The organism is Kosakonia oryzae (assembly GCF_001658025.2).
In the GTDB taxonomy this organism is placed as follows: Bacteria; Pseudomonadota; Gammaproteobacteria; order Enterobacterales; family Enterobacteriaceae; genus Kosakonia; species Kosakonia oryzae.
Map to the genome: position 1 here is coordinate 1,121,335 of NZ_CP014007.2, position 14,510 is coordinate 1,135,844.

13 protein-coding genes and 1 pseudogene are annotated in these 14,510 nt (G+C 56.4%); 10 read left to right on the plus strand and 4 right to left on the minus strand.

Annotated elements, in window-relative coordinates; genetic code table 11:
• Window positions 1–132: 132 nt before the first annotated feature.
• The 6 genes and pseudogenes from AWR26_RS05420 to AWR26_RS05445 all read left to right on the plus strand — a co-directional run.
• Window positions 133–495, plus strand: a complete 363-nt coding sequence (locus AWR26_RS05420) for a type II toxin-antitoxin system RelE/ParE family toxin (protein WP_064564160.1) — start codon at window positions 133–135, stop codon at window positions 493–495.
• Entirely contained in the window at window positions 483–782 is a 300-nt protein-coding gene (locus AWR26_RS05425) for a helix-turn-helix domain-containing protein (protein ID WP_064564162.1), read from the plus strand. The genes AWR26_RS05420 and AWR26_RS05425 overlap by 13 nt, the downstream gene beginning before the upstream one ends.
• A gap of 181 nt (window positions 783–963) precedes the next feature.
• Window positions 964–1,287, plus strand: coding sequence for an antibiotic biosynthesis monooxygenase family protein (locus tag AWR26_RS05430; protein WP_064564164.1), 324 nt, complete (start codon window positions 964–966; stop codon window positions 1,285–1,287).
• Window positions 1,280–1,669 (plus strand): hypothetical protein, encoded by a 390-nt coding sequence (locus AWR26_RS05435; RefSeq protein WP_064564166.1) that lies wholly within the window; start codon window positions 1,280–1,282, stop codon window positions 1,667–1,669. The genes AWR26_RS05430 and AWR26_RS05435 overlap by 8 nt, the downstream gene beginning before the upstream one ends.
• On the plus strand, window positions 1,666–2,373 hold the full coding sequence (locus tag AWR26_RS05440; protein ID WP_064564168.1) for an ArsR/SmtB family transcription factor: 708 nt from the start codon (window positions 1,666–1,668) through the stop codon (window positions 2,371–2,373). The genes AWR26_RS05435 and AWR26_RS05440 overlap by 4 nt, the downstream gene beginning before the upstream one ends.
• A gap of 53 nt (window positions 2,374–2,426) precedes the next feature.
• Window positions 2,427–2,564, plus strand: a pseudogene (locus tag AWR26_RS05445) (methylated-DNA--[protein]-cysteine S-methyltransferase); the annotation flags it as partial.
• Between the two features lie 45 nt (window positions 2,565–2,609).
• Here the strand turns inward: AWR26_RS05445 and AWR26_RS05450 are convergent.
• The gene (locus tag AWR26_RS05450) at window positions 2,610–4,034 is read right to left on the minus strand and encodes a 6-phospho-beta-glucosidase (protein ID WP_064564170.1); all 1,425 of its coding nucleotides are present in this window, start codon (window positions 4,032–4,034) and stop codon (window positions 2,610–2,612) included.
• A gap of 20 nt (window positions 4,035–4,054) precedes the next feature.
• Window positions 4,055–5,497, minus strand: a complete 1,443-nt coding sequence (ascF, locus tag AWR26_RS05455; protein WP_064564172.1) for a PTS cellobiose/arbutin/salicin transporter subunit IIBC — start codon at window positions 5,495–5,497, stop codon at window positions 4,055–4,057.
• Window positions 5,498–5,760: 263 nt separating this feature from the next.
• On the opposite strand from ascF, the gene AWR26_RS05460 reads away from it, so the two are divergent.
• From AWR26_RS05460 to hypF, 4 genes are all read left to right on the plus strand, one after another.
• Window positions 5,761–6,774: a LacI family DNA-binding transcriptional regulator gene (locus AWR26_RS05460; RefSeq protein ID WP_064564174.1), complete on the plus strand. Its 1,014-nt coding sequence runs from the start codon at window positions 5,761–5,763 to the stop codon at window positions 6,772–6,774.
• A 144-nt stretch (window positions 6,775–6,918) separates the two neighbouring features.
• Complete coding sequence (hydN, locus tag AWR26_RS05465; RefSeq protein WP_043952487.1) at window positions 6,919–7,464, plus strand: electron transport protein HydN; 546 nt, start codon at window positions 6,919–6,921, stop codon at window positions 7,462–7,464.
• A 36-nt stretch (window positions 7,465–7,500) separates the two neighbouring features.
• Complete coding sequence (fdhF, locus tag AWR26_RS05470) at window positions 7,501–9,651, plus strand: formate dehydrogenase subunit alpha (RefSeq protein ID WP_064564176.1); 2,151 nt, start codon at window positions 7,501–7,503, stop codon at window positions 9,649–9,651.
• A gap of 4 nt (window positions 9,652–9,655) precedes the next feature.
• Window positions 9,656–11,893, plus strand: coding sequence for a carbamoyltransferase HypF (hypF, locus tag AWR26_RS05475; protein WP_064564178.1), 2,238 nt, complete (start codon window positions 9,656–9,658; stop codon window positions 11,891–11,893).
• On the opposite strand, the gene norW is transcribed toward hypF, so the two are convergent.
• The gene (gene norW / locus AWR26_RS05480; RefSeq protein ID WP_064564180.1) at window positions 11,874–13,007 is read right to left on the minus strand and encodes an NADH:flavorubredoxin reductase NorW; all 1,134 of its coding nucleotides are present in this window, start codon (window positions 13,005–13,007) and stop codon (window positions 11,874–11,876) included. The two genes, hypF and norW, sit on opposite strands and share 20 nt — an antisense overlap.
• A complete protein-coding gene (gene norV, locus AWR26_RS05485) occupies window positions 13,004–14,455 on the minus strand; it encodes an anaerobic nitric oxide reductase flavorubredoxin (RefSeq protein ID WP_064564182.1) in 1,452 nt (483 codons plus the stop codon). Before norV ends, norW begins: the two co-directional genes overlap by 4 nt.
• Between the last annotated feature and the right edge of the window lie 55 nt (window positions 14,456–14,510).

Consider the following 14,510-nt stretch of genomic DNA (forward strand, 5'->3'; position numbering starts at 1 on the left):
GGAGGTTTAACAGGCCGGGATTTAAAAGAACTATTAAGGTGCGGCCCATTGGATAGTAAACATAGGTTCTTGCAGCCATAGCCTTAAGGCTATAAAGTTATGTCATAGCATTTAGGCTATGAGGGAACGGCAATGTGGAACGTAATAACGACGGAGCGTTTTGATGAATGGTTTAATAAACAAACTGAACCTTTACAGGATGAAGTCCTGGCGATCCTCAAAATATTGAGTGAATACGGTCCCCACCTCGGTCGGCCGTATGTGGATACGGTGAAGGGATCAATATTTTTGAATTTGAAGGAATTACGCATTCAATTTGCTGGCCATCCTGTTCGTGCATTTTTTGCTTTTGATCCAACCCGCCAGGCCATTGTGTTATGCGCAGGCGATAAAACAGGAAAAAATCAGAAGCGGTTTTATCAAGATATGATCAAACTTGCTGAAACCGAGTTAAGTCATCACCTGAAGAAAAAGGAGTTAACATGGCAACCTTAGATGAGATGCTAGCCAAACGAAGCCCGGAGAGCCTTGCGCGCATTGAATCTCGTGTCGATGAACTTCGCCGCGATATCGTATTAAGTCAGTTACGGGAAGCATTGAATCTTTCTCAAACCGAACTGGCAGCGGCAATGGGCGTGAAGCAACCTACGCTGGCCAAAATTGAGCAACCGGGCAATGATCCGCGCTTATCGACGCTTAAACGTTATGTCGCGGCCTTGGGCGGCGAATTGAGCATTGATGTCACTTTGCCGGGCGGTAAAAAGATCGCGTTTCAAATCTGAACAAATCCTCTTTCGTCAATTTCGCTGCGCCAGTCTGCAAAATCCGCAGGCTGGCATCATCACGCTCATCGTCTTTTCGTACTGATCTGTTCCTCTCCCGTCACGCATATTTCGTTGCAGGCCGAAGCATGGTGTGCCGGGCTACGTAAACTGGCGGCACATTCACTGATGGAGAGCGCTTATGATCGCTGTACTGTTTGAAGCCGATGTCGCCGCTGGCAAGCAGGATCGCTACCTGCAATTAGCCGCGGAGCTCAAGCCGCAACTGGCAGAAATCGAGGGTTTTATCGCCATTGAACGCTTTCAGAGCCTGAGCACGGAGGGGAAGATTTTGTCATTATCCTGGTGGCGGGATGAAGAGGCGGTACTGGCATGGAAGGGCAACGTCCTGCACCAGGCAGCGCAGGCGGAAGGGCAGCGCTCGATTTTCTCGTATTACCGTATCCGTGTCGCACAGGTATTGCGCGACTATTCATCCGCAGCCGGGAAGACCGACCATGTATGATATTCACGTTATGCTTAATAACGCGCCCGGCGGGCTGGCGCAACTGGGTGAAGTGCTGGGTAAAAACGGCATTGGTCTGGAAGGCGGCGGTGTTTTCAGCACTGGAAATGAAAGCCATGCCCATTTTCTGGTGGCCGACGGCGAACACGCCCGTCAGGTTCTGGAGGCTGCCGGATTTACAGTGTGCAATGTAGCGCAGCCGGTGATCCGCAAACTAAAGCAGGAAAAACCCGGTGAGTTAGGCGCTATTGCCCGCACGATCGCGCAACATGGTATCAATATTCTTGTGCAGTACAGCGATCATGATAATCGCCTGATTCTGCTGACCGACAACGATTCGCTGACCCGCGAGGTCACGCAACCCTGGAAGGGGGCGACATGAGTTTACCCGGTTTACCTGCGGCACACGGCAACACGCTGGCGCTGGAAGAGGCGCTTGCCGGTATCGCCAGTGCCATGGCCGATCCTTCACGCTCGCGGATGCTTTGCGCGCTGATGGATGGACGGGCGTGGACGGCGACGGAGCTAAGCAGCGTGGCGGATATTGCCCCTTCGACCGCCAGCGCTCACCTTAACCGGCTGTTAAATCATGGCCTGCTGGTCTGCGTTTCGCAGGGGCGGCACCGCTACTACCGGCTGGCGGGCAGCGATGTCGCAGCGCTGCTGGAAAATATGATGGGCGTGTCGATGCGCACAGGGCGTACGCTGACCAGCCGAACGCCGCCGGAACTGCGGCAGGCACGTACCTGTTACGATCATCTTGCCGGTGAAATCGCGGTGGATATCTACACGTTTTTGCAGCGTGAAGGCTGGATCACTGACGATGGCAGCTCGGTAACGAATGTCGGTAAACGGCAACTGGAAAAGATCGGCGTGACGCTCGATCCACATACTCGCCGCAAACCCTGTTGCGCATGCCTGGACTGGAGCGAAAGGCGTTTCCATCTTGGCGGCGATGCGGGCGCCGCGCTGCTTATCGCTTTCGAACAGCAGGGCTGGCTGCGCAGAACGCCCGGTTACCGTGAAGTGACCATTACCGGGGAAGGCAAGACGGCGTTTTTACGCTTATTTGCCGTCGGGCTGTAATGCTGCCTTTGGCTGTAACAAATGGTTGTTCGATTTTCGGTTGTGAGGGAGAGGCGGCAAACGGCGCGAACCGGGTGGCTATTGGGATCCCGTGTCACCGGATCATTGGCAAAAATGGTTCAATGACAGGCTACAGCGGCAGCATTGCGCGTAAAGCGTGGCTGATCGCCTATGAGAAGCGGGAAAGATGACGTTTAGCCGGCCTGCAGAATCCGCAGGCCGGTTGCGTGACAGACTTAATCGAGATCTTCGCCGTTACTGGCGATCACTTTTTTATACCACCAGAACGACTTTTTCCGGCTGCGCGCCAGCGTGCCGTTGCCTGCATCGTCACGATCGACATAGACAAAACCGTAGCGCTTGCTCATCTCGCCGGTGGAAGCCGCCACCAGATCGATACAGCCCCAGGTGGTGTAACCGATAACCGGAATGCCGTCTTCAATGGCGTCGCCCATTGCGCGGATATGCTCGCGCAGATAGCTGATGCGGTAATCGTCAGCGATTTCGCCGTCGGCATTAAACTCATCTTTCGCGCCGAGGCCGTTTTCCACCAGGAACAGCGGTTTCTGGTAACGGTCGTACATCATATTCATGGTGATGCGCAGACCCAGCGGATCGATGCCCCAACCCCATTCGCTCACTTCAATATGCGGGTTACGCAGAGATTTCACGATATTAGCGGCACTGGTATTGTTGGCGTTCATATCCGCCGAGGCGCAGCGTGAGGCGTAGTAGCTGAAGGAGACAAAATCGACGGTATTCTTCAGTATTTCGTCATCGCCTGCTTCTTTGACAATGCTGACGCCTTTTTCGCGGAATACGCGAGCAGAGTAGGCCGGGTAGCTGCCGCGCGCCTGTACATCAATAAAGAACAGGTTTTCGCGATCTTTTTCCAGCGCGGTCCACACATCGGCCGGTTTACAGGAGTAAGGGTAGAAATTACCGCCCGCCAGCATGCAGCCCACCTGGTTTTGCGGGTTCACTTCATGAGCAATTTTGGTCGCCAGCGCGCTGGCAATCAGCTCATGATGCGCCGCCTGGTACTTCACCTGATCCTGATTTTCACCCTCTTCGAACACCAGGCCCGCGCCGGAGAACGGGCTGTGCAGCATGATGTTGATCTCGTTGAAGGTCAGCCAGTATTTCACCAGCCCGTCGAACGCCTCAAAACAGGTGCGCGCGTAGCGAGCGAAAAACTCCACCATTTTACGGTTGCGCCAGGAGCCGTACTCAATCACCAGATGCATCGGCACATCAAAGTGGCAAAGCGTCACCAGTGGCTCGATATTGTACTTTTTGCACTCTTCAAACACCGCGCGATAGAAAGCGATGCCTTCCGGGTTTGGCGTCAGCTCATCCCCTTTCGGGTATAAACGGCTCCACGCGATAGAGGTGCGGAATACTGTGAAGCCCATCTCCGCCATCAGCGCGATATCTTCTTTATAACGATGGTAAAAATCGATCGCCTGATGGCTCGGGTAATACTCATCGTCACGCAGTTCAAAGCGCTTTTCCAGGCCCAGTTTCACTGGCAGGCGGTTGACGCCGTGCGGGATCATATCGACAGTAGTCAGCCCCTTACCGCCCTCCAGATAACCCCCTTCCGACTGGTTGGCGGCAAGTGCGCCGCCCCATAAAAATCCTTGCGGAAATACTGACATGCGTAACCTCTTTTCGTTAATCAGGCGCGTGCTTCTTTAACATTAGCCGGCTGTGCTGCCTGCGGTGTATTCGCGGCTTCCACCGGAATATCTTCAAAGCCCAACAGTAACGTCAGCACAAACGACAGCACCACGGCCAGCGCCATCACACCAAACACCCAGACGATGGACATCGGATTGGCCGGGTCGAAGAACTGCACGCTGGTAAATAAGCCCGGCGCGGCCATCGAGTGGCTGGCCAGCCCGGCAATACCGGCAACTGCGCCGCAGATAAAGCCGCTAATCAGGCTGGCGATCAGCGGACGTTTCAGGCGAACAGCCACACCGTAGAGCGCCGGTTCGGAAATCCCCGCCAGAATGGCGGAAGCCGCTGCCGCCATTGCAGTCTGGCGCAGTTCCGGGTTTTTCGTTTTCCACGCCACGGCGAGCGAAGAGCCGCCAAGCGACAGGTTCGCGCCAATTTCAGACGGCATGACCATGCCCTCTTTGCCGGTTTCGGCAATGGTCTGAATGATGGTCGGCGTAAAGACGCGGTGCATCCCGGTCATCACCAGCAGCGGCCATAGCGCACCCATGATGGCGACGGAGAGCCAGCCGAGGTAACCGTGAATGGTATATACCAGCGCGGAGATAGCACTACCGATCCAGATGCCCAGCGGGCCAATCAGCACAATCGCCAGCGGCGCGGCAATCAGCACAATCAGCATCGGTTTAAGGAAGTTTTTCGTTACCGCCGGGGTGATGCGATCGACCCAGCGCTCGATATACGACAGACACCAGGTCATCACCAGCGCCGGGATCACTGTGTAGGTGTATTTCACCGCTGTCACTGGCACCAGTGCGAACTCAACATGCTCGCCCTGCGCGGCTTTCGCCATCAATTCAATAAAGCTCGGATGCACCAGCACGCCCGCAATGGCAATCGCCAGCGACATATTGGTTTTGAATTTCACCGCCGCAGACGCCGCAACCATCAGCGGCAGGAAGAAGAAGGCGCCATCGCCGATTACCGTCAAAATGGTCAGCGTCGAGGAGCCTTTCGGCAGTGCGCCGGTCATCTCCAGCACCATGGCCAGCAGTTTCACCATTGAGCCGCCGATGATCGCCGGAATAAGCGGCGACATAGTACCGATCAGCGCATCGAGAATGCCCGCGCCAATGCGCTTCAGCGTCAGTTTTTGCGTGGAAGGTTCTTCAGCCGGCTGCATGTTTTGCGGCAGCAGGCTGACCACTTCGCGGAAGGCCTGGGAGACGGTATTACCGATAATCACCTGGCACTGTTTATCGTTACGCACCACGCCCATCACGCCGCTGATGCTTTTCAGCGTCGGGCTGTCCACGCGCGTCTCATCTTTCACCACAAAACGCAGGCGCGTCATGCAGTGCGTGACGGCCGCGATATTTTCCGCGCCGCCCAGTGCATCGACCACCGAGTGGGCCAGCGCCGCATAATTCTTTGCCATGGAGTTATTATCCTGTTTTATCAATAAGGTACTGGCTCACAGTCGCGCCTGGCGGCTGTGAAACATGAAATAGGTAACCGGTTCCACAAAATCATGAAGAGTTTATTTGTGGTTAACAAGGCCTAAAAAGCGCCAATTTTTGAAATCGTGATAACGATCACTTATAAGATTGCGGGGTGTGAAATCCTTGTGCGGCGTAAAGAGTTCCATTAAACGCAACGCCTGAAGTACACTTCGGCTCATAACATTTTCAGGGGGAAAAGATGGCGACAATGCTGGAGGTGGCGAAGCGGGCAGGCGTGTCAAAAGCGACCGTTTCGCGTGTCCTGACGGGCAAAGGATATGTCAGCGAAGAGACGAAAGACCGGGTATTTCAGGCCATTGCCGAGAGTGGCTATCGCCCGAATTTACTGGCCCGTAGCCTGGCGAGCAGTAAAACCCAGACGCTGGGGCTGGTGGTAACCAACACCCTCTACCACGGTGTCTATTTTAGCGAATTGCTGTTCCACGCCGCCCGAATGACAGAGGACAAAGGCCGCCAGTTACTGCTGGCCGACGGAAAACACAGCGCGGAAGAAGAACGCCAGGCGATTCAATATCTGCTCGATTTACGCTGTGACGCGATCATTATTTATCCGCGTTTTTTAAGCGTTGATGAAATGGATAAAATTATCGACAGTCATTCACAGCCAATAATGGTACTGAACCGCCGTTTACGTAAAAACAGCAGCCATTGTGTTTATTCCGATCAAAAAGCCTCAAGTTTTAGCGCGGTGTCGCAATTAATTTCTCACGGTCATCGTGATATTGCGTTTATTACCGGTTCACTCGATTCTCCTACCGGTATTGAGCGTTTATCCGGGTATAAAGATGCGCTGGCGCAGCAGGGTATTGCGCTGCGTAATGAGTTGATTGTTGAAGGGAAATGGACACCAGCCAGCGGCGCACAGGGCGTACAGACACTCTTATCCCGAAACGTTGAATTTAGCGCACTGGTAGCCAGTAATGACGACATGGCGATTGGCGCAATTAAACAGTTACACGACAGCAAAATAACGGTGCCGCAGCAGGTCTCGGTGATTGGCTTCGATGATATTGCGATGGCACCATTTACCGTTCCGGCACTTTCCAGCGTGAAAATACCGGTCACCGAAATGATCAAAGAGACCATTAACCGCTTAATCTTTATGCTCGATGGCGGCGACTTTACTTATCAGCAAACCTTTCCCGGCGAATTAATGTTACGTGACTCACTGATTTCCGGCCCGCACGCCTGACCTCGACATCTGTCATCGACAGAAGTGTCGATGACAGCCATCCTTACCGAATGCTTCTTTAAATTTCCTTAAATAACAGCAAATTAAAAACTGGCACGGTTTATGAATATTCCGGCGGGATAAAGCACATTGCCGGAGAAGATAATGAACCGATTTATCATGGCGGACGCTGCAAAATGCATTGGCTGCCGCACCTGCGAGGTCGCCTGCGTGGTGTCTCATCAGGAAAACCAGGACTGCGCGGCGCTCACCCCTGAGAGCTTTTTACCGCGTATCCATGTCGTCAAAGGCGTCAACGTCTCGACAGCGACACTTTGTCGTCAGTGCGAAGACGCGCCGTGCGCCAACGTCTGCCCGAACGGTGCCATCAGCCGTGACGAAGGGTTTGTGCATGTGATGCAGGAACGCTGCATTGGCTGTAAAACCTGCGTCGTGGCCTGCCCGTACGGTGCGATGGAAGTGGTTGTGCGTCCGGTTATTCGCCATAGCGGCGCAGGGCTGAATATTCGCGCAGAAAAAGCCGAAGCCAACAAATGCGATTTGTGCCACCACAGTGAAAGCGGTCCCGCCTGTATGCAGGCATGTCCGACGAAAGCGCTGGTCTGTGTCGATCGCAATTTACTGGAACAGATGAGCGCGGAGAAACGTCGTCGCGCCGCGCTGGACAGCGCTGTTTCCCTGGTGTTCTAAACCATCTGACTTTCACTTTTAACAGGTCTGTTACTGATGAAAAAAATCACAAGTGTATGCCCATACTGCGGCGCGGGCTGCAAACTGAAACTGGTTGTTGATGATGGAAAAATCATCCGCGCAGAAGCGGCCGACGGCCACACCAACCAGAATGAACTCTGCCTGAAAGGCTACTACGGCTGGGATTTCCTTAACGACACCAAACTGCTGACACCGCGTCTTACGCAGCCGATGATCCGTTACGAAAAAGGCGGCAAATTCACCCCCGTCAGTTGGGATGAAGCGATCCGTTATACCGCGAAACGCCTCAGCGAAATCAAAGCCAAATATGGCCCGCGCGCCATTATGACCACCGGTTCATCACGCGGTACGGGCAATGAAACCAACTATGTGATGCAGAAATTTGCCCGTGGCGTGCTTAACACCAATAACGTCGACTGTTGCGCCCGCGTCTGCCACGGCCCGTCGGTGGCCGGTTTGCAGGAAACCCTTGGCAACGGTGCGATGAGTAACTCTATCGGCGATATCGAAAACTCCAGTTGCCTGCTGGTATTTGGTTATAACTGCGCCGATTCGCACCCGATCGTCGCGCGCCGGGTGATCAAAGCCAAACAGAAAGGGGCCAAAATCATTGTTTGCGATCCGCGGCGCATTGAGACCGCGCGTATTGCCGATCAGCATCTGCAACTCAAAAACGGTTGCAATATGGCGCTGGTCAACGCTTTCGGCTATGTGCTGCTGGAAGAGGAGCTGTACGACAAAGATTATGTCGCCAGCTTTACTACCGGGCTGGATGCCTATCGTGAAACGGTTAAAGACTATGCGCCGGAAGCGGTGGAGCATCTGACCGGCGTGCCGGCGAAACAGGTTCGCCAGGCGATGCGCACCTACGCAGCAGCGCCATCCGCCACCATTATGTGGGGCATGGGCGTGACGCAGTTCGGCCAGGCAGTGGATGTGGTGAAAGGGCTCTCCAGCCTGGCGCTGCTGACCGGGAATCTTGGGCGTGAAAATGTCGGCGTTGGCCCGGTGCGCGGCCAGAACAACGTGCAGGGCGCGTGCGATATGGGCGTAATCCCCAACCAGTTCCCGGGTTATCAGGATGTGGTGAACCCGGAGGTGCGGGCAAAATTTGCCAAAGCCTGGGGCATCGATCCGGCAGTGATGGATGACAAAGTCGGCGTACGCATTACCGAAGTGCCGCATCTGGCGCTGGAAGGCAAGGTGAAAGCCTATTACATCATGGGCGAAGATCCGTTGCAGACTGAAGCGGATCTGGGGCTGGTGCGTAAAGGCTTCGAAGCGCTCGATTTTGTGGTGGTGCAGGATATCTTTATGACCAAAACCGCCGAACAAGCCGATGTGCTGCTGCCCGCCACGTCCTGGGGCGAGCACGGCGGTGTCTTTACCTGTGCCGATCGCGGCTTCCAGCGTTTCGAAAAAGCCATCGAACCGAAGTACAACGTCAAACGTGACTGGGAGATCATCAGCCTGATCGCCACCGAGATGGGCTACCCGATGCACTATGACAACAATCAGCAGATCTGGGACGAACTGCGCGAGTTGTGCCCGCTGTTCTACGGCGTCACCTACGAGAAAATGGGCGACATGGGACACGTTCAGTGGCCGTGCCCGACCCTCGATCATCCGGGCACGCCGTACCTGTATCAGAACAACAAGTTTGATACCCCGGACGGCAAAGGCCATCTTTTTGCCGCGCCGTGGCGCGCGCCCGCAGAGCGCCCGGATGCTGAATTCCCGCTGGTGCTCTGTACCGTGCGTGAGGTGGGCCACTACTCTTGCCGTTCGATGACCGGCAACTGTGCCGCGTTGCAAACCCTTGCCGATGAACCGGGCTTTGTGCAGATCAACCCGGCCGACGCCGAAGCGCTGGGTATAAAAGACCGTCAACTGGTGTGGGTGGAATCACGCCGTGGCAAGGTGATCACCCGCGCGGATGTCAACGAACGCGTCAACAACGGCAGCGTTTATATGACGTACCAGTGGTGGATTGGCGCCTGTAACGAACTGACGCAGGATAATCTGGATCCGATTTCCAAAACGCCGGAAACTAAATACTGCGCCGTTCGGGTGAGTGCGATCAACGATCAGCGCTGGGCCGAGGAGTACACTCAGAGCTCTTATCAACAGATGAAGAATCGCTTGCTTAACGCGGCGATGCAATGATGCGATGACAACCAGCAACGGTGTTTGCTTACGCGTATACGGTAAAGTTCAGGGGGTAGGTTTTCGCCCCTTTGTCTGGCAACTGGCGCAGCAGCACCGTTGCAAAGGTGATGTCTGTAATGATGCACAGGGTGTCGAAGTTCGCCTGCTCGGCGATGCCGGTGATTTCGTCACCCTGTTGCAGCAACATTGCCCGCCACTGGCGCGCATCGATCGCGTTGTCAGCGCTCCGTTCCACTGGCCATCGCCACCACAAGATTTCACCATCCGCCAGAGCGCGGGTGGTGCCATGAATACGCAAATTGTTCCCGATGCGGCGACATGCCCCGCCTGCCTTGCGGAGATGAACGATCCCCGCGAGCGCCGCTACCGTTACCCGTTTATCAACTGCACCCATTGCGGGCCGCGCTTTACCATTATCAACGCCATGCCTTATGACCGGCCTTATACGGTGATGGCGGCGTTCCCGCTCTGCGCGGCCTGCGAAGCGGAGTATCGCAACCCCTACGATCGCCGTTTCCACGCGCAGCCCGTCGCCTGCCCGCAGTGCGGCCCGCAGCTTGAGTGGCGCAGCGATGTCTGGCAAACCACTGGCGAAGCAGCATTACAGGCCGCGATTTCACTTCTGAAAAGCGGCGGCGTGGTGGCTGTCAAAGGCGTGGGCGGTTTTCACCTCGCCTGCGATGCGCATAACCAGGCGGCGGTGCAGCATCTGCGCGCCTGTAAACGCCGCCCGGCGAAACCGCTGGCGGTGATGTTGCCGGATGCGGTTGGGTTACCCGCCGATGCGCAGCGTTTACTCGCCACGCCAGCCGCACCGATTGTGCTGGTAGCGAAATCCACCGTTGACGGTTTATGCGACGCCGTGGCGCCGGGCCTGGATGAAGTGGGCGTTATGTTACCGTCCAATCCGTTGCAGCATCTGCTGGCGCAGGGGTTGCAGCGCCCGCTGGTGATGACCTCCGGCAACCTCAGCGGCAAACCGCCCGCCCTCACGAATGAACAGGCGCTGGTCGATCTGGCGGGAATTGCCGGTGGTTTTTTACTGCACAATCGCGACATTGTGCAACGTATGGATGACTCCGTGCTGCGGGCAAATGGCGAGATGCTGCGCCGTTCGCGCGGCTACGTGCCGGATGCGCTGAGCCTGCCGGAAGGGTTCACCGCCATACCGCCGCTGCTGTGTCTTGGCGCGGATATGAAAAACACTTTTTGCCTGCTGCGCGGTGAAGCCGCGGTGCCGGGTCAGCACTTTGGCGATCTCACTGATGAAGGTGTGGAAACGCAGTGGCGCAATGCGCTGCGCCTGATGCAGACGATTTACGATTTCACTCCGCAGCAACTGGTCATCGATGCGCATCCCGGTTATCGCACCAGCCAGTGGGCTCATCGCAGCGGATTGCCACTGCAAACGGTGCTGCATCACCATGCGCATGCCGCAGCATGTCTCGGCGAACATGGCTGGCCGCTTGACGGCGGTGATGTGATTGCGCTGACGCTGGATGGGATTGGCATGGGTGAGGGCGGCGCACTGTGGGGCGGCGAATGTTTACGCGTCAATTATCGCGAATGCGAGCACCTTGGCGGCTTACCGGCGGTGGCGTTACCGGGCGGCGATCTGGCTGCGCGGCAGCCGTGGCGCAACCTGCTGGCGCAGATGCTGGCGTTTGTGCCTGATTGGCAACATTACCCGGAAACCGCCGTGCTTCGGCAGCAAAACTGGCCGTTGCTGGCACGCGCCATTGAGCGCGGCATCAACACGCCGCTGGCTTCTTCTTGCGGACGTTTATTTGATGCGGTGGCCTGCGCGCTGGGCTGTGCACCGCAGCAACTGAGTTATGAAGGCGAAGCCGCCTGCCGGCTTGAAGCGCTGGCAGCGTCCGTCTCTGCGGTTGATCATCCCGTCACGCTGCCGCTACGCGGAAACCAGCTTGATCTCGCCACCTTCTGGCGGCAGTGGCTGGGCTGGCAGGCATCACCCGCGCAGCGTGCGTGGGCGTTTCACGACGCGCTGGCGCAAGGGCTGGCAAGCCTTGCCCGCGAACAGGCCGAGCGACGCGGTATTCAGACGCTGGTATTCAGCGGTGGCGTACTGCATAACCGCCTGCTGAAGGCGCGCCTGCAAGCCTGGCTTTCTGATTTCACCTTGCTGTTCCCGCACCAGCTCCCGGCCGGCGATGGCGGAATTGCCTTCGGCCAGGGGCTGGTTGCCGCTGCGCGGACTATAGCGCCAGCGCTTTAAGCAGCGCGAAAGCCTCCTTCATGCGCTCTTCGCTGACCACGAAAGCGCGCAGTTTTTCATCGGCATCAAGCCCTTTCGCCACCATCCCCTGGGGATGGGTTGTAATCTGCCAGTTCAGATCGCGGCGGGCGGTTTCTCCGGCCAGATGCAGCGGCATCAGCGGCGTTTTTACCTTCACCAGCATGGCAGGCAGCACCAGTTGCGCGTTGTTGCCGAGCAGGTTTTTCGCAAGCGTAATGGCGCTGAGCTGGGCGGGTTGCAGGAAAGGCAGCACCTTGCCGTTGATCTCGGCGCAGTCGCCGAGCGCATAGATCTGTGGGTTGCTGGTTTGCAGCGCCGCATTAACCACAATGCCACGGCGGGTTTCCACCCCGGCGGCTTGTGCCAGCGACACTTCCGGCGACAGGCCCGTGGCGGCAATCACCACATCCGCCTCTACGCAGCGTTCGTCATCAAGCTGCGCACAAATGCCATTCGCGCTCGCCGTCAGGTGTTGCAAACGGGAGGTGAGCAGCAGGCGAACACCCAGCGACGTCAGGCTATGTTGCAGGCGGCTACTGACTTCCGGCGGCATCAGCGAAGGCAGAATACTGGCGGCGTTATCCAGCAGCGTGACGGTTTTCCCGGTACGGCGAAAATCCATTGCCAGCTCGCAGCCAATCAACCCGGCACCGACAATCAGCACGCTGGCGGCATCGCGCAGCCTGTTTTCACAGGCGCGATACTCTTGCAGGCTGTTGAGCGTCAGCATGTGCTCGCGCCCCGGCAGTGGCGGAACGAAGGCTTTTGCCCCCGTCGCCAGCACCAGTTTGTCGTACTGCCACTGTTTATCGACGCTTTTCACCACCTGCGCTTCAGCATCAATGGCGGTGATAACCGTGTGCGGGAACAGCCGCAGGTTAAATTGCTCGGCAAATTCCCCCGCCGGTTGGCGCAGCAAATCATCGGCACTTTGCGCTTTGCTGATGACATGGCTGAGATCCGGTTTGTTGTACTCATCGATGCTGTCGGCGGCAATCAATGTCAGCGGTACGGTGCCGTCGAGTTTTCGGATGTTTTTCACCAGCGACCGGGCGGCGAAGCCCGATCCGATAATCACAATACCGGCGCTCATTTTGCCTCCGTTGCCAGTTCGTCAAACACCTCTTTGCCTAAGGAACATTCCGGGCAGAGGAAATTGTCCGGAACCTCACTCCACGGCGTACCTGGCGCAACATCCTGCAGCGGCTCGCCTTTTACGGGATCATAGATCCACTGGCAGACGCTGCACTGCATGCGCGGGCCGAGTTCCGCAGCGGCGGCTGCGGCACAGGCGCAGGCTTCCTGAGCTGTTGTGGAGGCCGCTTTTACCGCTTCCGGCAAAGGAGAGAGTGCCCACTGGCGAGCGATATCGCGCCCGTGCTGGCGGCACACTTCCAGCGCGTCGATATCCGGCCGCCATTTAGCTTTCAGGCTGACGGACATTTCAAACCCGGCATCCTGTAAGCGGGTGGAGAGACGGTCTACCGCGCCGCCGCTCCAGCCGTGGGAGCCAAACGCGCTGGCGCGTTTGTTGCGAAAACGCAGGCCGGTGATCTCTTCGACCAGCCCGGCAATTTTCGGCATCATCACGTTATTCATGGTCGAGGTGCCAACCAGCACGCCTTTCGAGCGGAACACATTGGTCAGGATGTCGTTTTTATCGCTGCGGGCGACGTTAAAGATTTTCACCGCCACGCGCGGGTCAACTTCGTTAATACCCTGCGCAATGGCGTCGGCCATCATACGGGTGTTGTTGGACATGGTGTCGTAGAAAAGGGTGATGCGATCCTCCTGATAATCGGCCGCCCATTTCAGGTACAGCTCGACAATTTGCGTTGGGTTATCGCGCCACACCACGCCGTGCGAGGTAGCAATCATATCTACCGGCAGGTTAAAGCCGAGGATCTCGGTGATTTTCGGCGTCACCAGGCGGCTGAACGGCGTCAGAATATTCGCGTAATAGCGCTGGCACTGTTCGAACAGCTCCGCCTGATCCACTTCATCATTAAACAGGCGTTCGTCGCAGTAGTGCTGGCCGAAAGCGTCATTGCTGAACAGTACGGCGTCGCCGGTCAGGTAGGTCATCATGCTGTCCGGCCAGTGCAGCATCGGCGTTTCAACGAAGATCAACTGTTTGCCGTTGCCGATATCCAGCGTGTCGCCGGTTTTCACCACGTTAAAGTTCCACTCCGGGTGATGATGATGACCGGTGATCGAGTCGATCGCATTCGCCGTGCAGTAGATCGGCGTATGCGGGATGTGCGACATCAACTCGGTCAGCGCACCGGCGTGATCTTCTTCGGCATGGTTAATCACGATGTAGTCGATGCGTTGCAGATCGATCTCTGCGCTCAGGTTCTGCACAAACTCGCGGCTGAATTTGTGATCGACGGTATCGATCAGCACGTTTTTGCCTTCGCGGATCAAATAGCTGTTGTAGCTGCTGCCTTTCAGCGTTTTGTATTCAGTACCGTGAAAATCGCGCACTTCCCAGTCACGTTGCCCAACCCAGTGAATGTTGTTTTTTACATGAATAGCCATATCAAATGTCCTGTACTTTTTTCAGTTCGATGTATGGCTAATATCAAAGGCTGTG